We start from the raw sequence: 20,200 nt of genomic DNA, 5'->3' as shown, positions 1-20,200 counted from the left end.
GCACGCGAGTGCTTTGAAACGATAACCACGCCGATTACGCGCGCGTTAGGTTTTGTGGGTCACCACCTTAAAGAAAGCCTGCAAACCGCTGGTCGTTCTATTTATCGCGCCAGTACTTGGGCTGGCAGACATGCCTTAGAAAATTTAACATTATTAGGCCGCTCAATCTCTCGTAAAGCTTCAGGGTTGGGGCATCATATACGGGAAATATCAGAAGACGTGGAGCTCTCTACTAGTCGATATATTGAAGGGCTCAATCCTATCCATGCCTTTTGGCGTGCACAGGAAGAAGAGGCTTTATTTAACGACAATCCCAAAGATTTTACTAGCATACCCGTTGCTACAGGAAATCCTGGTCGTTATCGTCAAGGATTTTTTGCAGAGCAAAGGAAGTTTCGCGAAGAGTCAGGCAGTCCATGCTATGGGGCTATTCTAGCATAAAAGGTAAGATGATTATTTTAATAGAGGTAAAGTGATGAATAAAAGTTACAAAGATCAAATGTTTGATGATATTTCAAAATGTATCGAAGAGGTGGGAAGTCAGGATGAGCAGTATACTAATGAAGATAAAGCGAGGGATATTTTAGAAGTCTTGGAAGCGTTATTAGCTTATACTATTTATACAACTTGCATTTCCAAAGATACAGTTAGAGATTCTTGTGAAGAATCATATTTCAATATTAAAAGACAAGCATTAGTATTAATGGATAAAGAGTTACAAGAGTTACAAGAGTTACAAGAGTTGCAAGGTACAAAGGAATAAATGTAGGTTTTTCCGAACTAAATGAAGTAGTGTAGCGTCTGTTTGTATGTTATTGTTAATAATTGAGATATACGAGCAAACTCGTAAAATTAGTTTTTGATATATTAAAATGTATTTACAATCGAGTTTAACTGTTTTCATTTTTTAGATTACATTAACTTTGAAGCTTACAAGTAATCCTAAAAAATAACCACACTAAACAGGAAGATGTTTTTGTGAAGGTATTAATCAGGTTTATTATTTTTTTAATAAGCGGGATACTGTTATCTTTTAAAAGTTTAGCTCACCCAATAAATTGCCCAAAAGTTATTAAAACAACCCAGCCCTTAAAAGCTCAAGAAGCGGGCTGGAAAGTATTTTTAGATGTCAATCAAACTAATCACTTACTTGGCCATGTAACTTTTTACGCTGGTCACCCTAGTGAGAATGCGAGTCTTGCGCCTGATAATGAGAATATGAAAACAAATAAAATGATATGGCGATTGCAAGGAAATAATTTCTGGATGGCTTGTAGCTATACGGGTACTACTATTAAATTGATTCAACAACTTCCAAAAAAAACTAAAATTTGTTCTGTCAATGATGAGGGTGTTAATTTTATAAAATCTATTTCTTGTGATTAATAAGAACGATTATTCTTTTTGGCGATTTAGAAAAATAAGCCTCTCTTCGAGGCTCATAGAGCTAAAAACATGGTTTTATGTTTCTTAACTTAGGTTCTTTTTTAAAGTTAAGAAATCTAAAGATAAAAATTATTTATTTTAATTTAAATAAACAAATAATTTAAAAATCGCCCTTAGGGCCATCAAGGTTTTTTCCAGAACTATGGTTAGTAAGTTCAGTATTTTTATGGTGATATATACTATTTAGCACAAGACTGGAAGTACTGCTTATACTACTTTTACTTTCCACTGTAGATTTCTCAGGATTTACTTCCTCAATTGTATTGTTAGAATTAGTAGTATCTAGATTGGATTCACCCTTACTAGAAGAAGTTATATTAGTGTTTAAACTTAGAGAATTTAATTTCAAATTAAGAGATTCTACAGATGGACTAGTAGACAAACTGGCCTTAGTCTCGGTGTCATTACGACTTTGTGGTGTAATGCTTAATGACGAATCCTCGCTGTTATCTTCCTCTTTAGATGATAGTTTAGAAGATTTTTCTAATTTAGCCTGTTTCTTTAACCTTCTACTTTCCGGCGTGCTTATCTTTTTCTTTAAATGATCATCATGCCCATCATGAAAATCGATGCAATCTTTAGGCATAAAAACTTTTAGTTTTTCCCCATCTTCTTTTCTAAATTTATCTGATCCTCTACCGCGAGTATTAAACTTTACACCCCTTAGTTCTTCACCTTCTAAGATGCTTACGCTTTCTGTAACTACACCTGTATCAAAAGCGCCCTCACCGCTAAATAAATATTCTTTTTCTTTTAGAATTATATTAAAACATTCTTCTAAGATGTTTCTGATATTATACATTTCGATAGCTGCTACATGTAAGTTAGTATGTTGGCTACCTATATTCATCTTATACATCCTACGCATAACTATAATTTGCACAGGTTCAATTTTATTTCCACATCCATCGGTGAGAAAACCTTCAAAAACTATATAAGCGAAATTTAACCCTTTTGTGTCTGTTGCGTTGGGTAGGAAAGGGGGAATATTACTGTTGGGATGCTTTAATTCACTAGCGGCTAGAACTGTACCATTTTTTCTTAAGACGATATAAGCAAAGGGATCAAACTTAGCGAATCCTACACCTTCAGCTGCAAAATTAGCCTTACTACTGCGTGTACGTGTTGTACCAGTAAGTTCGGAAGTCGTATTAATTTGGGGCTCTGATTTTGACTCCATTTTAAATTACTCAAATAACAAATTTTTTTCATTTTAGCAAGCAAATATTAACAGAATATTAACAAAATGATTCTATATTAAACAACTGATAAATTTTAACTTATTTAATACTTATTCTAGTTGATTAATAAGCGTTTAGTAGCTTGAAAACCATTTGATTTATTACCCAATATGATTAAAAATAAATCAAAACGAACAAAAAATGTGTATTATAAATCATTTTAATCAAAAAATGAAAGCAGCAGATAATAACTTTCCAGATATTGTTAATTTTTTACTAAATACCAATGATTCATTATATGAAAATCTGGACGAAGCTCATAAATCTAAGCTCAATCAGTGGCGCTACAATAACAGTAAAGCTCATCTTTATCCAACTCAACTTGTTCAAGATCCTAGCATTGCAGCTTATATTTTAACTTTAGCTAAAAAGACTATGGTTTTTTTTAAGCCCGCTAAAGCTATTGTTACAAGTATGAGTACAAGCCAAACAGTTGAGCCAGTATTTATAGCTCAAGCGTTTAATCGTTAGCGTAATAAAAGTGCCACTATTACCAAAACAATAAAAGAATTTAAAATAAATAGTGAGTTAATTTTCTTTAATTTAAAATTAATAGCAGATTATAATGCTAAGCCGAGTAATATCTAAAACCAACAAATTATCTAATAACCTCTCATATTATTCTTATTCAGCTATACGACCTTATCCTTGAAGTTTCTTCATAAACAGAGCCTATAGCCTCTTTCTTTGCATAACTTGAAAAACCTTCTTTTATTTCTTTAATGGGTGATGCTAAACAATTTTGTGTTTGTTGATCATAATGTTTGAAGTCAGCTTTAGTAATCACGCCATCCTCTATTAAAAAAGATAAGCTAAGTTGCTTAAGAACATGGGTAAAGGTAATCAGGCTTTGTGCGTATATAAAAGGTACATCCAATAATGAGTCACCCAAAGGAATGACTATAGGTAAAGATGGGCTGCCTTCATAAAAGCTTGGGGTAGTTAAGCGGGGAGCAAGCTTAAAAGTAGAAATTATTTTTTTATCAGGATAATTCTTTGAAGGGGTATGAAAAAAAGTGTTAGCATTAATTTTTTCATTATAGAAATATAAACTATGATAATTTTCAAGTAAGCAGGCCATTTCTTTTATAACCTCTGATGTGGCATTTGGATGGTATCGAAAATATAAATTTTGTTTAGGATTACTTGATTCCCAATCAAAATGGTAAAAACAGGGTAAGGTATAAAAAGGCCAGCCAAGTTGACGTAATTTTATTAAAAGTAACATTTTAGCAATTAAATTGTTTTTTGCTTGCTTAACTTGAGAATTATCTTTAGCAGTATAGTCAAAACGTGCCATAGCAAAGTCATAACTTAAATCAGATACGGGTGTAACTTGAAAAGGTGCTATTGGTGATTGTGATTGCTTATTTAGTTCTTTAATCACCACACGCTTAGCGCCTGTACAATCAAATACTAAATCTGCTTCGATTAATTCAATATCATTTAAATTTTGAGGATTCACTAACTTTATCTGTTTGTCATTAATAAATGTTACAAATTTTTTCTTAATGCATTTAATATTTAACTGCTTTATAAGTGGGTAAAGTTGCTTTTCTAAGTTTCTAATGTAATTGACAGAAGAGCCATAGTAACTAGGTGGGATTTTAATGGTTAAAGGATAAATAATCTTACTTACGCTCTCAAATACTTCATGGTTAAATTCTCCCGAGCGAATGTAATAACCAATACGTGGGCCTATTAAAGTTATATCAGTTACACCTAATTGGGCAAGTTTAATACAAGTTATCATAGCCGCAGGACCATCACCTATAACTATAATTTTTTTTGCGTTTATCGTGTGATGGTTGAGCATTGGGAATCGTTATTACCAAGTAAAATTAAGGCCAGATTATAACAAAATAAAAAAAAGCATCTATTAGAAGATGCAATTTGCCAGACAATAACTTGCTATCAAACTAAAAATAACAGCTTCTTACATAAACATTTCTAAATAATTATTTACATGCTCTTTCAGATCAATTACTTTAAATAAAGTACAGATTGTGTAATTAGCAAAGGAGTTCTGTTTATGCTTTCAAAAGGATTTTTTCAATCACTTACTTTTAACTGGGATAATCATTTATCAACTAGAGTTAATGTTATGAATGTTATCCAAGCGTACATTCCTTATCGATTCAATGTATTTACAAAAAAAAATTATATAGAGGAAGCACAGGAGCTAGTTGAATACTTAGAGACACACTCAAATCTTAAAGATTGTGAAATTTATTTGGGTGTACAAGCTGTGAGACAGGCGCTAAAGGATGAGGATGGGGAATTTAAAAGAAGATTAAATTTTTGTGTGCAAAAAATGGAAGAAGGAAATATTTTGCTTAAAACATTAGGCTCGACTGGGCAAGCATTTAAATCTCTCTTTAGTTTTAACATATAATTAAAAGATAAATATTTTTTGTAAAAATTTAGCAAATAGAGACTGTCTTTAAAATATTGCGTATTTTCAAGACAGTATCGTCGCTATGAATTTTGTAAGTTAGTTAAAGGAGGTTCAGTTGTTCTTGCGTTTGCTTGATTAGATGTGTATTCAGGATTAAAAAATACTGGATGATAGTTTTTTAAAACAGTATTTACTGTGTTAGTTGAATTCATATCTCGATCACTTGATTTGGATTTAAGTTGATCCCATTTTGTGTAAATAGAATTAATATATTGCGCTCTTATTTCTGCACTTTCATCTTTAAAACCATGCTTGCTATAACTATTACACAAGCCAACCTCTCGAATTTGGCCATAAAGACTAGCTAGCAATTGTAATGGCGCAACAAGAATATTTTGCTTAATACCTAGCTCATTAGCGGCAATAGTAATATTTTTTTCAGCAGCACTTTGTAAAACTATCTTTTTAAGAATAATTGCTTCTTCTGTATCTTTGATTCCATATGCAGACACCATTTCTTTCCCATGGTAAGCTTTACTTTCTAACCACAGAACTTGACTGAAATCTTCTAAATAAAGATGATTAAAAAAATATCCTGCGGTAATAGGGTATTCTGTGTTTGACTTTGCTTTTCTTGCACCCCAGAAAGTATCCAAATAGTTTTCTTCATCATCCTCTATTTCATGAGATGCCTTATTAATTATTAATTTGATAAGGTGGTTATGGCGAGTAATATAATATAATAATTCAGCTTCCTCATCATGAATAGAAACTGCGCTTCCAGAAAAAAAATCTTCCAACAAGCTTCTTTTGGCAAGTACATACTTACCTAATACCTTTAAGGATCGGATACTATTTTCATTTCCTGGCAAACTTCTCCCAAAGAGTGTTTGCTCTACAATTTTTTCTGCATTCAACTCAGAATTGCAATCTAAAAGACATAATTGAGAATCTATATTATTTTCATCTAAGTAAGTTTCTGAAATGATCCATTTAGTATGACTAAGGTGAGAAAATTTAGGATTTAATTCTGGAAGTTGAATATATTTCATATGCAAAATTTCCTATTGATAATGAACCAAAGTAAACAAAACATTTTGGTTAGAATTATTTTAAATTTAAAAAGGTGTGCGATTATTAATCAATAGGTTATTTTTTGTCAATAAAATATATTAGTGCGAAATCTATATAGTGAGTATATATAGTCTTAGAGCAGCACAGTTTTATTAAATTTTATTTTAAGTGGTCTTTTAAGATTACAATATAAATTAACGTTTATAAAAGCTATTATCCATTGAGTATTTATTTAATGAAATACATTAGAACCTGCTTTATCAGAGAACCTATTAACTATATTATTATTGATAATTTGAAGAATTTATAGGTTGAGGCTCAATATCTTTTGAGGGATCGTCTTTTTCCTGATTAGCTTTTTCGGCCGCTTTTCCTAATTCATGTCCTAATTTTTCATGAAAATCAGACAAGCCTTGTACTACCGAATTTTGGCCCATGCTACTTAATGTGTTTAGTAATCCATCCCCTTTTTTAAAGCCCTCAGCTAAGCCCTTCAAAAATCCACCTATACCGCTTATTACAGCAAAGGCAAAAGATTTCATCGTGAGCAAAACTTTCTCGCCTAAACTGGCTGATGAGGCATCAAGCAGCTTATTAAAATTTTCTGCGGTTTTTATAACGTTTTTGCCTAGATTTACTAAATGCTTCTGGTCAACCATGGTGGTATTTCCCAAAAATAGTTTATGGGCTGAATCCACAATACCTAGAGAGCCATTAAGAAGATTATATGCATCAATAGTAAAGTTTAATATTCTAAGTGAATTTAATATTTGTGATTGGGTCTTTTTATCCTGATTAATTTTAGCTGCAAATAAATTTGATTCTAATTCGTTCACGTATTTTAGAATTTCATTTGATACTTCAGCTCTAGCTTTATCAAACATACTAGAATCAGCTGGCGCTGAATTCTTAGCCTCTGCTTGTCTTTTAATCTCTGTGTCTCTTATATACTTGATTAGAGCCCCAGCCTCAGGTAATTTTTTGATGTCATCAGGCATAAATTACTTCTAAATACATTACAATTTATACAATTATAGTAAAATATATACATTTCTTGCAATATTTAAGAATTAGAACCCTGAAGTGTTTAAAGAAAAGTATTAAACCACGTAACTGATAACTAAAACTTCCTAGGATAAGCAAGGAAATATATGTAGTAAATTTAGCCTTGATACAGCGCCGCGTAATCAAGGTTTTATTGATTATTAAGTGTCTCTTTTTAAATTCTTGTATTAAAAAGGTTTTTTTAAACAAGATGATTATAGTGATATTTAGATAGTCACTATTTATGAATAGCTTAATTATTCAAACCTTGATTTCGCTGCTTTGCATCAAAGCTACTTGTTATCCAGAGATTGTCTTAATTCTCGTCCAAACTAGAATAAATACAGTACAAAAAATTATTATTGTCAATTAATATACAAGCAAGTTTAATTATGGACGGTAATCCATGATAATTTAACAAACCGCTAAATCATCAAGCTTACTTATTCATTCAGATATTCTTTGGTTATTAACAGTGTCTTATAGTTTTTGCCTTACTGGCCAATTGGTTTGATATACGTTTAATTCATCTTTTTTCTTTAGATACGGATGCCGGCATCTTACTCGTTTCCTTTATTAGTTATTGGCTGGCTGAACCTACTAATATCTATATTCTTGCGAAATTAAAAATTAGGTTTCAAGGGCGTTATATGGGAGGACGTTTTTTGCTATCAACTATTATTGCGAGCGGGCTGGATAGTGTTGCATTGGTTATGTTGCATTTTATGGTTTAATATCTCAACAGCATTTATTGGCTCTTATCGGAACAATGTGGTTTTTTAAAGGTGCTATAGAATGCTTAGGAATGCCATTTTCGGTTTATTTAGCGCGACAATTAAAAAATTATAAAAAGCTAGATGTTTATGATATCGATACAAAATTTACTCTATTTAGTTTAAAAACGAATTATTTGCTAAGCAATAATAGAGGTTAATTCTAGGGATTTATTTTATGTTAACTCAAGATACATTAACGGGCAGCGTTATTTATTTAGAATCTATCTCTGTCTTTCATAAAAAGGATTTACAATACGCAGCAAATGATAAGTCAATCTGGCAGTTTATGCCCATTTCTGCTGCTGGCTCTAATTTTCATAAATGGTTTGAGGATTGTCTTGCCAACCAAGAACAAGGCAAGCAAATAACTTATGTTGTACGCCGGAAAGATAATAATGCTGTATTAGGTTGTACAGCTTATTATGATATTAATTTATTTCACCAACGCTTAGCCTTAGGATTTAGCTGGCATATTAAGGCGGTGTGGGGTACGGTAATTAACCCTGAAGCAAAAATGATGATGTTAAGTCAAGCCTTTGATAAGTGGGGTATAAATAGAGTTGAAATTAGCACTGACCCTAATAATCAACGTTCCTATCAAGCTATTTTGGCTTTAGGTGCGAAAGAGGAAGGATATTTACGCGAACATATGATTAATCATAGTGGCCAGCTGACTGATACTGTTTTATTTAGTATGTTAAAAAGCGAATGGCCTGAGATCAAGGATAAATTAAAAAAGCGTATTGAATTCAAGCAGAGTTATCAATTTAAGTGAGAATATGATGTTACAATTTAAGCCTTCTAATAACCAATCACTGGATGTACTAGATACCATGCTTAAAGAAACAATATTTTATCTAAAAAATACATGGATAAATAATCCAGATACCGGAATCGTTGCTTGTTGTTTATTAGATGGTGATAAAAAAGTATTTGCTACTAGTAGCCGCAATGGCAACTATTGGCGTCATGCTGAACGTAATGCTTATTATCAATTTAAAGACGAATATGGTGAACCATCAAGTGATGCGGTATTTATTATTACTTTATCGCCTTGCATAAAGAATTTGAAATATCGCGCAGAAGATGAATCATGTTGCTCTCATCTTATTAATGATTTAGGAGTAAAACGTATTCACTTTGGTGTTTTAGATACTTTGCATGCTGAAACATTATCTACTTATAGTTCTTTAGGCTTTAAACCCTCCTTAAGTCAAGATCATTATTGTAAAACAATGTGTGAAAAATTAATGGCGATTTTTTCAACGTATCAATCACGGATTAATAAAGATTTATTAGGGATCAAACAAGAATTGGGGGAAGCTTTTTTTAATTTAACAAGCCACGAAAACGTTGCCGATCAAGTCTCTTTAACAATAATCTAGCTAATGTAGCCTTAATAAAGCGCAGCGTAATCAAGGTTCTTATAATCCAATTAATTATTCCATTGACTCATCGGCGCAAAGACATTGGGGTCGGTATAAACAGCCACTAATATTGGCCCTTTAGCAATAGAAAAAGCTTCATTTAGTTTTTCCTCTATTTCATTATTATTATTAATATCTATACCAGTAATATGGCAACTCTTGGCTAAAGAATAATAGTCAGGATTAACTAAATCTACGCCATATTTTTCCTTTTGCTGTGCCGCCACCCGTTGTAATACATTATTGCAGAAAACAATGATTATAATGTTTAAGTTACATTGGGTAGCAGTGAGTAAATCAGCTAATACCATTTGTAATGCGCCATCTCCAATAATTCCTACAACTCTTGCATCAGGTTTAGTTAATTTTGCGGCAATTAAAGCAGGTAAGCAAAAACCCATAACGCCTAATCGGTTACTTACTAAAACAGACTGGCGTTGATTTAGTTTTAAGCATTTTGTCGCCCAAACAGTAGAATCACCAATATCTAGCGCTATGATTGTTTTTTGAGTATCAATAAAATTATTAAGCTTATTAAAAAATAATTCTTGTGAAACATAAGTTGATTTTTTCTTTACTTTAGATGGTGGTGAGGAATGCTGGCTTTTTTTACCGCTAATTGTTGAATGAGACTTTACTTTAGTTGCTAGCCCTGAGGCAATCTCAGCGATATCGCCTAATAACATTCTCTTATTAATAAATTGATAATCTAATAAGGAAAAATTAGGTTCACACTGTATTAATTCGCGAGTTTGATCAACATCTTTATCTGTTAATAAATAAATAAGATCGTCAACGCCAAAGGTAATAATCACTTCCGCTTCTCTTATACCCTCTAAAGCCAATCTATTTGCAGGCGCGCCAAATAAGCCTAGAATGCCAAGATAAAGAGGATGATCTTCGCGAATTACTCCTTTACCAGCAAATGTACTAATCATGGGTGCACAAATTTTCTCAGCAAAACTTTCAATGTCTTTACCTGCACCATAAGCCCGAGCGCCTACGCCAATAACTATTTTCTTAAAAGAATTTATTGTGTTTGCAACGACATCCAAAGCCATTTCGGGTGGGCGGTAAAGCTGTATATTGCGATGTAAATGTTGGTAATGTAAACGTGCCGATTTCAATTCTGATCGAGTTAATTTGGTAAGTTGTAGGTCTGGCGTAATAGCTAAGTGAGCAGGGCGGTTATAACGCATTATATAGCCCACTGCAGTTTGTAATAATTGAGGAACTTGAGCGGGGTGCTCGCAAATCGCATTAAAACCGCAGCAAGCATCTGTTAATTTTAGCTGATCAACGCTCTGAAAATGACCTAAGCTATGCTTATTGGTAATAGGTAAACCTGAAAGGACTAGGACAGGTGAATGATCCAATTGTGCATCAAGCAACCCTGTTAACAAATTAGTTACGCCTGGCCCACAAGTAGAGGCACATACGCTTAATTTTTTAGTTAATTTACCCTGTGCTGAAGCAGCTAATGCAGCAGTGGACTCACTTCGCATCAAAACCCATTCAAGTGAAGGATGTTTATTTATTGCGTCCATAAGCGGTAAAATTGCAGCGCCTGGGTATCCAAAGATATAGCGAACTTGATATAGTGCTAAATAATTACAAATATGCTCTGCAATATTCATAGAAGAAAATTTATAGTAATAATACTATTAGTATAGCTAGAGTTAACCTGAGTCTAAAAAGGAGAATATGTATTCTGTTATTTTGGAGTTACTGCCTTTTATTCTTATTATTTTAAGTGGCTTAATTATAGAAAAAAGCAAAATATTAGGTTCGGAAGGATATAAAGTACTTAATAAATTTGCTTATTATCTAGGGATTCCTGCACTTTTATTTTCATCATTTGCCACAACATCTATTACTTTTAGTAGCTATGAGAACTATTCTATTGCATTTATTTTATCTATGTTAGGCTTATATATTCCTATTTTTAGTTATGTTTTTTATAAAACAAAAAATGTAAACTTGGCTGCTTTAGCCAGTTTAGGCTCCGTATTCCCAAACAGTGGTTTCATTGGGATTCCTATTTTATTTATTTTGTTTCGACAAGTGGGGGTAATTACTGCTGCTTTATCTACTCTATTAACATTAATACCCTTTTCTTTGGCAATTATTATTTTAGAAAGAAACAAATTTGGCACGCAAAGAGCTTTTTTGCAGACGCTACTAAGAATTGTTAGAAATCCTTTATTATATGGCGCTGCAGCAGGAATTTTAATTTCTTATACTAATTTGCATCCTCCTAATTTTGTTTTAAAGACTACTCAGTTAATTGGTGAAGCAGGTATACCTTGTGCATTAATAGGTATTGGGCAGATGCTTGTTATATTTAAAGTTAGAAATTTATTTGCTCTTATTGTTCCAGTCTTTATTAAATTAATTTTGCACCCTTTAGTCGCTTTTTATTTATTTTATCTATTCAATATAGAGCCTAACCTCTTAACGATGGGTGTCATTCTTGCTTCTCTCCCCACTGCCGTGATGCAATCTATCTTAGCTTTTGAATTCAATACGTATCAAGCTGAAAGTTCTGGGTTAGTTATGCTAGGCACAGTTTCCTCTTTCTTATCTCTGCCTTTAATTATTTACTTTATGCAACCTATCACAACCTCATTTTAGTATTAAAAGTATTTATTTAGACAATTAAATCTGCAAGCTTAGCCTTGTCGCAGCGTAGCATAACTCACTTTTTCATACAGAAGGCATAACCTAAGCATAAAATAATGTTAAGACTTATAGGTATTTAAATATCACTAAATAGCATATTTAAGGCGCTGTATGTGTTATAATTTATCTTAATGTACAAATATTTAACAAAATAGCTATGCCAAGGAATAAAGAATTTTCAAAAAAAACCTCATCTTCTAAAAATCAACTTACCTATGCGCTTAATTTTTTTAAAAAGCATCCTGATAGTAATAAGTTATCTAAGAAAAGCCATAAAGGTAAAGAGAAAGTGGATATTGATGCCTCTTATTTAAAAACTTCACAGGGTATTATTAGGTTGTCTGCTAAAACTGATAAATATGCCTTTAGAAGAAGAGGGGCTTTTGGAAAGATAAAATCTTTTGAGGGAATAACTGAAAAAACAACAGGCTTAGTAAAAATTCATACAGTTGCCCCTACTAAAAGTCGTAAAGAATGTGAAGCAGCTTTGGAAAAATTAAAGCGAGAAGCTCGAACTAATTTGGATCTTGGTATCGCGACATCTGATTTAGTATTCGTTAATGAGAATGGTTCTAATGGACCTCAGGATAAGATTTATCAAGAAATAAGATATTTAGGAAAAACGCTTACTGATGAATTAGGGCAATTTTCAGAAGATAAGCGCTTAGATTTAGCAATTCACTTATTGATTAAAGTAGATAATTTACACAGTGGGAAAGCATCTCGTACTGGAAAAAGATATGTTCATAGAGATATTAAACCCGATAATATTTTAATCGATGAATTCGGTAATCTCCATTTGATAGATTTTGGTGATGCCTTATCTGAGGCTGAGGCGGACGACTGGGCAGCTAGGGACGATATTGCTGGCACCCTAGGTTATTTACCTATTGATAAAAAAGATCTTGAAAAGATTTTACAAGCAAACGGTACAACATTTAAAGATATAAGGTCTTTTAGAAAACCGAATATTGATCTTTTATTGGTTGATAAAATAGCTGCTTTAAGGACTATTTATCATCCACTTAAGGAATATCAAGAACAATCTATTATAAGTAGTACTACCTTTAGTCAACTTCCTCCTTATATTCAAGACCTTTTTAATACATCTAGCATAGACTCGTTAACCGATATAAGCCATCAAGGTGAGACAGAAAAATTTTTAGCAGCTGTATTAATTAGCTACAGAAAAAACCCTAATTTTAATGCAGCAGAAATAAGAGATTTAAAAGCCCATGAGAATAAACAAGATGAAATTATTAAGCATTATTTAAGATTGAAAATTATTGTACAAGTCGATGATAAAACAGCGGAAAAGTTGTTATCTGATTTGCTAAAGCTGCTAAAAAAACATCAAAATAAATATAATTCGGAAGGTCAAGAGTCCGCTATTGATAAGATGATAGGCATTATAGTTGGCCCGTCTTTCGTGCTAACGCCACAAAAAAAATTAATCACCCTTTATGATGAATTTGTAAGCCGTAAAACTGAACTTTTATCTAAAACCGCAAACCCTAAAGAAAATAGCTGTTGGCAACAAATTAAATCTTTTTTTGTAACCCTCTTTTACGCTTCTTCTGAAGAGCTGCTAGGAACTTTCGACCAAAAAATGGCAGGGGCTATTTTTACTCAATTTCATAAAAATACTATTATGGCTATGCAAAATGAACCGCCTATGCAAGAAAACGATCTGCCGGAATCAAAACCAAGCCTCCCCTGAAGTCAGCAATACAATAAATAAGTTTAACTGAAAGCTTAATTTAATTTTTTATGAGAATGCTGCAAATTTTTGTATCTAAATTTTAAGTAGCTATTTTTTGCTGCTATTTGCATTAAAATGATAAGCATCTAATATAAAATCTACGAAAACACGATTTTTTAAAGCGAGAAATTTTGGTCTGGGATACACCATCCATACTGCCAATGGTATGGATCGAAAGTCTGCCATAACTTCAATAAGCTCACCACAATCAATAAATTTTTGACAAAAATAGCTGGGCAGAAAAGCAATACCTACGCCTTGTAACACTGCTTCTAACACCAAAGCTGAGTTATTAAGACGTAGATTGCCACTTACAGAAATAGAATAGTCTTTATCTTGTTGCTGAAAAAACCAACAATCGCCTTCATATAAATTTATTTGATGGATGATACAATTGTGGCTCTTTAAGTTATCAGGTTTTTTTGGAATACCATGACGTTTTAAATAGTTTGGTGTAGCACAACATATCATTTGATGTTCAATTAATTTTTTCGACTGTAAAGTACGTGTATTTATCTCTTTATAACGAAAATAAATATCATACGAATCATCAATTAAATCAGGAAAAATATTGCTCTTCACAAATTGAATTGTAACTTGAGGATAAAGTTCTAAAAATCTAGCAATTATAGGTAACAATTCAAGGTAACCTGAATAGACTGAAACAGAGAGATTAATTAATCCAGAAGGTTCCTTTATTTTATTAGCAATATCACTTCTTAATTCCGCAAGGATTTTAGAAATATTTTGACAATGTTTGTAGCAATAATCACCGTATTTTGTTAACGAAAATCTTCTCGTATTTCGATTTAACAGAGTGACTCCAAGTTCTTGTTCAAGGTTCGCTACTTTTCGCGTCACTGAGGCGGGAGAAATTTTTAATACATTGGCTGCTTTATAAAAGCTATTGCTGTCTACGACTTGTAAGAATACTTCTATATCTGATAACACGACAACTAATTATTTCATTTTTGAAATAATATATTACAGAAATATGGGATTGATTGCTACAAAGAAATAATGAAAGAATGATGTCGGAAACATAACTAAAGGACTAAACATGAATACAATAAACGATACAATTTCTTTACACGCAAACTCAGTATTTACAGAAAAGAAAATTCGCGCATTGCGTGAACAATTCTCTCGCCAAGGTATGGTTAAAATTCCTAATATTGTTAGCGAAAAGCTCAAGCAAAAGGTTCATAATGAAATATATAATTTATTAGAAAAGTACGCTGAACGTCGCGATCTTCTCTTAAAGACTACTGATAATACGCCACGATATTTAAGTGTTGTACGCAGTGAATTAATTGAAGAACACAGCATGATAATTAAACAAATTAGAGAGTCTGCTAATTTGTTAATGTTTTTGGAGAAAGTTACCCAAGAAAGATTATTAATCGATGTAAAAGAAGATGAAAAATTCGTCATTACTAAGCAGGAATTTAGCGGTGATACTCACGGCTGGCATTGGGGGGATTATAGTTTTGCCTTAATTTGGATTGTTGAAATGCCACCTGTGGATTGTGGCGGTATGCTCCAGTGTGTACCGCATACTAGCTGGGATAAGGAATCTCCTGATGTTCATCAGTATTTTTGTGATAATCCAATTAACACTTATTCATTTGTACCAGGTGATGTGTACTTATTAAAAGCTGATACCACTTTACATCGCACTTTACCTTTAAGGTATAACGCTACGCGTATCATGCTTAATATGACCTGGGCTAGTATTCGCGATCAGGCAAATCCATTTCTCACTGTTGATGATCGTTGGTGGGATAATGTTAATGCTGAGGCTGCACAGCATGTTTAAAATGAATCAAACTGTCCATGACCCTGCTTCATTTCTTAGGGCTCAACGTGACTTACTACATTGTGAGTCCTATGAAAGTATGAAAGAGCTAATTGTAAGCATAATCAAAAAAAATAATGGGTGGCGAACAGAACAATGTATCAATCTTGTTGCAGCTGAAAGCCCTATGAGTCGAGTTGCCCAATCAGTCCTTGCCTGCGATTTAAGCATGCGCACTGCAGGTGGGCATATTGGTAGACAAAATCGCTATTTTATGGCGAGTAAATATATCGATCAACTTGAGTCAATTTGTCATGTTCTAATGACTAACTTATTTGGATGTCATTATTGTGAACATAGATTATTAGGAGGAACACAAGCCTGCCAAGTGGTATATTCTGTTCTGACAAAACCTAATGATACTCTAATTACCGTCATGCCTAAGCATGGCGGTGATTCTAGTAATTGCAAACAAAGCATGCCCGGTTTGTTAGACTTAAACATTATACCAATGCCTTTTCTGCCTAATCATTTAATAATTGATTTGGAACGATTTGAATATTTAGTTTGTCGTTATCGACCTCAATTAATAACCTTAGGTTTTTCAATTTGCCTATTTGAACAACCAATAAAAGAAATTTGCGCCATTGCCAAAAAATATAATACTCGCATTTTTTACGATGCGGCGCATGAGCTTGGTTTAATTGCGGGTAAATGCTTTACCAATCCGTTTAAACAAGGTGTGACAATAGTTAGTGGTTCTACTGGAAAAACATTTAGCGGCCCGCAAGGTGGATTATTGCTGTGGGATGATGAGAAATTAACTACGCCAATAGCAACAACAGTTTTTCCTAATTTCGTAGGCACTTACCAATTAAATAGAGTAGCAGCACTGACACTAACTGCCTTAGAGCTGCACCAATATGGCGAAGCTTATATGAATCAAGTTCTATGTAATGCGAAAGCTTTAGCCACTCATTTGGATGAGTGTGGCATTTCTGTTTTTGCTAAAGAAAAAAATTACACCGAAACACATCAAGTTTTAATTAACGTTGAAAAATATGGTGGTGGATTTAGTGCTGCTTGTCGCTTAGAAGCATGCAATATCATCGTCAATCACGTTTCAATACCTGGTGATGATAAACCTGTACAAGGAATAAGATTAGCCACTACAGAGCTGACTCGCCGAGGTATGCAAGAGGAACAAATGCAACAAGTTGCTCGGCTTATTTATCGAGCATTAGCAACAGATGAGCCTGCAGAATATATAGCGATAGATGCGAGTCAATTAATCCAGGAATTTCAAGGAATTTATTTCTGTTAAATAATAATAGGGATCACAACAATGATTTACATTCTAATGACAGCAATTTTATTAAATATTATGCCTGGCCCCGCTATGTTTTATGTGATGCAGCAAACATTAAGTCGTAATTCACGGGCCATTGCACTCTCGATTATTGGTATTGAATTTGGGACAATATTTCATATTATTTTATCGCTGGCAGGCTTAACGGCAATTCTTGCTGAGTCAATTTTATTTCAACGAGTTTCAAAATATGTTGGTGGTTGTTTCTTGATTTATCTTGGGGTATCCCAATTGATAAAACCTAAGAAACCAGGTTTTTCTCCAACTCAAAGCTCAATATTTTTAAAAGGTACCATTATCAATGCCCTTAATCCTAAAATTATTCTTTTTTTTATGACCATACTGCCGCAATTTATTAATTCTAATAACAATTATTCTACTAAACATCTTGTTTTATCTGGATTTATATTCGCTTTCTTGGGGGGGATTGCAAATATCATTCTAAGTTTAGCTGTAAATATGTCTCTTAAATCAGTGCAAGACACAGCTAAAATATTCATCATTATAAAATGGCTAACACAAATCATCAGTTGTTTATTTATTTTACTAGGCGCTGCTTTAGTATGTATACAATAAAGTATAGTAAGGCAGAATCCTATCTTTCGTTATGGCTGGAATAATTCTAATAGAGTTTTTAAATAATATTTAACAATTTTGTCATATTTTCACCAAATAGATCTAAGTGTATTAAGATGATAGCTTTTGTTGGTAAGTTTCCATATTCATATTTTACAATTTTAGTTTGGCTCTATAAGGAGCAAGCAATACAATGGCATGTAATTTGATCGTCTTAGGCGTCATATTAATACAACGTTGAAAATATACTTTTAATTTTTAAATTAACCGAAATTAATATTCATTTTCCTTAATTTAAACTATTTCTATTATATAGGTATTAAAATAAAAAATTTAAATAAGTGGTGTATGTAGACAAATAAATCCATCTATCTAAGAATCAACTTAAGTTATTTTTATAATTTTCCTCTTTAGTTAATATTTTTTTAATTAAGAATAGAGACTCCAAGTGTTTATTTGGAAGTGCTGTTTTAAAAAAGAAATTTTTTCTCTGATCCTGAGCTTCTTTTTCAAAAGACGTTATCAATTGTAATAGCGCTTCGTTATCTGGTTTATTCGGCATTGCTTCTAATTTTTAATGATTAACTTGCTTAATACTTTATTATCGATTTTTAAAGCTAATGATTCTCGGAACGTGTCTCTTAGAATAAACATGATACGATGGTATGGTAGCAGTGACTGATAAATGCGGCCTACATTGACATCAGGTGGTAACAGATATTTTAGTATATTCATCTTTCTTTTACTATTAAGAATAAAAATTTGGAGTGTAATAGGGAAAAAATAAACAAATATTTTAAATGAGAGTATGAGGCTTCAAAAAATGTTTCCTCTAGCTCTTTGAGGGATATATGTTATTTCTTACTCAATTAAAAAGTGGGGTGGCTAGAAGATTGCTCTAGTATTTAAACAAAGCATAAGAAAAATCAAAGGTTACAATTAGCAGTACTTGATACTGCTAATTTTATTGATCCTATGGATTTATCTGGCTACGCGAAATAATAATCCTACTTTTGAAGGCATTTTTGATTAAGCTTAATAACAGATTATTAATTAATATTAACAATATGTTGTACTCGTTTAGATAACCCTACATCACATTTTGAATAAAGATAATAGCTAAAACTACCTGATGTGCCTGGTAAACTATTATCTGTATAAGAAGTGGTTGAGCCACTCCATAAAAAACTGTCTTTATAATTATTTACTTGAAATTGGTTAATAGGAAGAGAGTGCTCTGGCTTTTGCCAACTTAAGGTGATTGATTTCTTGTCAGTACTATAAGTTGCACTAATGTTGGTAGGAGGTAGGCATTGGGAAGATGATGTTACCCGTTTAATTTTATAGATAGGCGGGTTCCGTTGTTCAGATATGGTATAATAGTTCCCAGCCTCATCATAAGTCACTGCTTCCCCTTGCGGTTCCGAGGGTGCAGGTACAGACACTAAAGGCTCTTGTGTAAAGCGGATGACGTCCTGTTCTTTTAGTTTCCTAACTTCATAGATAGCTGAAGAAACTCTAATTAATAACCCTTCACCATCACGACTCATATCAGCGCTGGTCACAGTCGACAAAGGAAATCTCCCTAGATATTGCAAATAAGCAGTAGATCCAGAAGTATCCATTGTTTGGAATTCAAAAAATTCCGTGTTTGTTGCTTTCGTTATAATATAAAGTTTTTGAGTTTGCTCATTAAACATTAATGCTTCTGCATTATTTTTAGTATTATTAGGATAAGCAAATTTTATCTTTTTAACAACGGCATCAATATTTTTGCAACCAGAAATCCCGTTAAGGCTAGGTTCGGGTAATACGTTGATGTAATAGGAACTTCTAGATCTGCCATTATCACCAATGTCTGCTAAAAAGAGTGTTTCCACGCCTTGATAATTTCCTAAAGCGATATCCTCAATATCTACATTAGAAGCGCCTTTCATATTAATTTTTGCAGTACAGCTACCATCGGTTAGATTTATGCCATAAACTGTTGCTGAACCCCCACTATCATTATGTATCCATGCAATGCCTGGGTTCTTTTTACTCATTACTAAACCCGAAGCTTCTACTATTGCAGAGTAATTAACGGTTACTAATTTTACCGGTTTTTCATAAATAGGAGGCAATGTATCTGCGACAGTGAAAGAAGAAAATAAAACGAGTAACCCAATTTGCAATTTTTTCATGTAAATCCTTTTTATTTAATCAATCTTAGATAAGTGAATTTGCACCCTATTTAACTCTAGGGTCTGTTGACAATTGCTATTTACGCCTACATCCCATGGCTTGTCCACGGGATCCAGTATCGATCTTAATATTAAAGCGCTCTTGGCCTATTTAAGATTTAATAGAGCAACTTGATAACACACCCGAGGTAGAAAAAATTGAATTGTTAACATACCCTAGCATTCAATAAATTTTAAAAGAGTTCTTATCTTAAGATATGTCTTGTGAGTAATTTGTATGGTTTATTATTTCCTAAAAGAATATGCTTTAAATAGGTTGGGTTGTCAATATTATTTATTATTTTAAAAGTGAAATAATAAGAGTTATCTTTTCCTCATTTCTCTTTAAATTAAGGATAATTTAAAGAGAAATGAGGTTTATTAA

General features: G+C 32.7%; 21 protein-coding genes. 13 read left to right on the top strand and 8 right to left on the bottom strand.

Annotated features, from left to right (window positions below; genetic code table 11):
• The 3 genes from E1P04_RS17735 to E1P04_RS15200 all read left to right on the top strand — a co-directional run.
• A partial coding sequence (locus tag E1P04_RS17735) for a hypothetical protein (protein WP_165482811.1) occupies positions 1-441 on the top strand: 441 nt, incomplete at its 5' end.
• A gap of 34 nt (positions 442-475) precedes the next feature.
• Positions 476-763, top strand: coding sequence for a hypothetical protein (locus E1P04_RS15205; protein ID WP_131783744.1), 288 nt, complete (start codon positions 476-478; stop codon positions 761-763).
• A gap of 215 nt (positions 764-978) precedes the next feature.
• The gene (locus E1P04_RS15200) at positions 979-1,386 is read left to right on the top strand and encodes an STY0301 family protein (RefSeq protein ID WP_131783743.1); all 408 of its coding nucleotides are present in this window, start codon (positions 979-981) and stop codon (positions 1,384-1,386) included.
• Between the two features lie 160 nt (positions 1,387-1,546).
• Here E1P04_RS15200 and E1P04_RS15195 read toward each other — a convergent pair whose 3' ends face one another.
• On the bottom strand, positions 1,547-2,626 hold the full coding sequence (locus E1P04_RS15195; RefSeq protein ID WP_131783742.1) for a hypothetical protein: 1,080 nt from the start codon (positions 2,624-2,626) through the stop codon (positions 1,547-1,549).
• Positions 2,627-2,828: 202 nt separating this feature from the next.
• Between E1P04_RS15195 and E1P04_RS15190 the strand changes: the two genes are divergently transcribed.
• A complete protein-coding gene (locus E1P04_RS15190) occupies positions 2,829-3,158 on the top strand; it encodes a hypothetical protein (protein WP_131783741.1) in 330 nt (109 codons plus the stop codon).
• Between the two features lie 157 nt (positions 3,159-3,315).
• Here E1P04_RS15190 and E1P04_RS15185 read toward each other — a convergent pair whose 3' ends face one another.
• Positions 3,316-4,503, bottom strand: a complete 1,188-nt coding sequence (locus E1P04_RS15185) for a hypothetical protein (RefSeq protein ID WP_131783740.1) — start codon at positions 4,501-4,503, stop codon at positions 3,316-3,318.
• Between the two features lie 216 nt (positions 4,504-4,719).
• Here E1P04_RS15185 and E1P04_RS15180 point away from each other — a divergent pair, with 216 nt between their 5' ends.
• A complete protein-coding gene (locus E1P04_RS15180; RefSeq protein ID WP_131783739.1) occupies positions 4,720-5,082 on the top strand; it encodes a hypothetical protein in 363 nt (120 codons plus the stop codon).
• A gap of 83 nt (positions 5,083-5,165) precedes the next feature.
• Here the strand turns inward: E1P04_RS15180 and E1P04_RS15175 are convergent, their stop codons facing one another.
• Entirely contained in the window at positions 5,166-6,137 is a 972-nt protein-coding gene (locus E1P04_RS15175) for a hypothetical protein (RefSeq protein WP_131783738.1), read from the bottom strand.
• Between the two features lie 306 nt (positions 6,138-6,443).
• Positions 6,444-7,157, bottom strand: coding sequence for a hypothetical protein (locus E1P04_RS15170; protein WP_165482810.1), 714 nt, complete (start codon positions 7,155-7,157; stop codon positions 6,444-6,446).
• Between the two features lie 528 nt (positions 7,158-7,685).
• Here E1P04_RS15170 and E1P04_RS18315 point away from each other — a divergent pair.
• The 3 genes from E1P04_RS18315 to E1P04_RS15155 all read left to right on the top strand — a co-directional run bounded on the left by E1P04_RS18315 (position 7,686) and on the right by E1P04_RS15155 (position 9,364).
• Positions 7,686-7,937, top strand: coding sequence for a VUT family protein (locus E1P04_RS18315; RefSeq protein WP_345788925.1), 252 nt, complete (start codon positions 7,686-7,688; stop codon positions 7,935-7,937).
• 217 nt (positions 7,938-8,154) lie between these two features.
• A complete protein-coding gene (locus E1P04_RS15160; RefSeq protein WP_131783736.1) occupies positions 8,155-8,754 on the top strand; it encodes a GNAT family N-acetyltransferase in 600 nt (199 codons plus the stop codon).
• Positions 8,755-8,758: 4 nt separating this feature from the next.
• Positions 8,759-9,364 (top strand): cytidine/deoxycytidylate deaminase family protein, encoded by a 606-nt coding sequence (locus tag E1P04_RS15155; RefSeq protein ID WP_131783735.1) that lies wholly within the window; start codon positions 8,759-8,761, stop codon positions 9,362-9,364.
• Positions 9,365-9,414: 50 nt separating this feature from the next.
• On the opposite strand, the gene E1P04_RS15150 is transcribed toward E1P04_RS15155, so the two are convergent.
• Positions 9,415-11,043, bottom strand: coding sequence for a thiamine pyrophosphate-binding protein (locus tag E1P04_RS15150; RefSeq protein WP_131783734.1), 1,629 nt, complete (start codon positions 11,041-11,043; stop codon positions 9,415-9,417).
• Between the two features lie 67 nt (positions 11,044-11,110).
• Here E1P04_RS15150 and E1P04_RS15145 point away from each other — a divergent pair, with 67 nt between their 5' ends.
• Positions 11,111-12,040, top strand: coding sequence for an AEC family transporter (locus E1P04_RS15145; RefSeq protein WP_131783733.1), 930 nt, complete (start codon positions 11,111-11,113; stop codon positions 12,038-12,040).
• A 205-nt stretch (positions 12,041-12,245) separates the two neighbouring features.
• Positions 12,246-13,808, top strand: coding sequence for a protein kinase domain-containing protein (locus tag E1P04_RS15140; protein WP_131783732.1), 1,563 nt, complete (start codon positions 12,246-12,248; stop codon positions 13,806-13,808).
• Positions 13,809-13,898: 90 nt separating this feature from the next.
• Here E1P04_RS15140 and E1P04_RS15135 read toward each other — a convergent pair whose 3' ends face one another.
• Positions 13,899-14,801: a LysR family transcriptional regulator gene (locus E1P04_RS15135; RefSeq protein ID WP_131783731.1), complete on the bottom strand. Its 903-nt coding sequence runs from the start codon at positions 14,799-14,801 to the stop codon at positions 13,899-13,901.
• Between the two features lie 109 nt (positions 14,802-14,910).
• Between E1P04_RS15135 and E1P04_RS15130 the strand changes: the two genes are divergently transcribed.
• The 3 genes from E1P04_RS15130 to E1P04_RS15120 are packed head-to-tail and all read left to right on the top strand — an operon-like array spanning position 14,911 to position 17,593.
• Complete coding sequence (locus E1P04_RS15130; protein ID WP_131783730.1) at positions 14,911-15,669, top strand: HalD/BesD family halogenase; 759 nt, start codon at positions 14,911-14,913, stop codon at positions 15,667-15,669.
• Positions 15,662-16,972, top strand: coding sequence for an aminotransferase class I/II-fold pyridoxal phosphate-dependent enzyme (locus E1P04_RS15125; RefSeq protein WP_131783729.1), 1,311 nt, complete (start codon positions 15,662-15,664; stop codon positions 16,970-16,972). Before E1P04_RS15130 ends, E1P04_RS15125 begins: the two co-directional genes overlap by 8 nt.
• A 21-nt stretch (positions 16,973-16,993) precedes the next feature.
• The gene (locus E1P04_RS15120; protein ID WP_131783728.1) at positions 16,994-17,593 is read left to right on the top strand and encodes a LysE family translocator; all 600 of its coding nucleotides are present in this window, start codon (positions 16,994-16,996) and stop codon (positions 17,591-17,593) included.
• A 567-nt stretch (positions 17,594-18,160) separates the two neighbouring features.
• On the opposite strand, the gene E1P04_RS17730 is transcribed toward E1P04_RS15120, so the two are convergent.
• On the bottom strand, positions 18,161-18,328 hold the full coding sequence (locus tag E1P04_RS17730; RefSeq protein WP_165482809.1) for a hypothetical protein: 168 nt from the start codon (positions 18,326-18,328) through the stop codon (positions 18,161-18,163).
• A gap of 314 nt (positions 18,329-18,642) precedes the next feature.
• Entirely contained in the window at positions 18,643-19,776 is a 1,134-nt protein-coding gene (locus tag E1P04_RS15115; RefSeq protein ID WP_131783727.1) for a hypothetical protein, read from the bottom strand.
• Positions 19,777-20,200 lie beyond the last annotated feature (424 nt).

Origin of the sequence: Legionella gresilensis (assembly GCF_900639865.1) — a bacterium.
Taxonomy (GTDB): Bacteria; Pseudomonadota; Gammaproteobacteria; order Legionellales; family Legionellaceae; genus Legionella_C; species Legionella_C gresilensis.
Note: the sequence above shows the minus strand (reverse complement) of the source record. Positions and strands in the feature narration are given on the sequence as shown.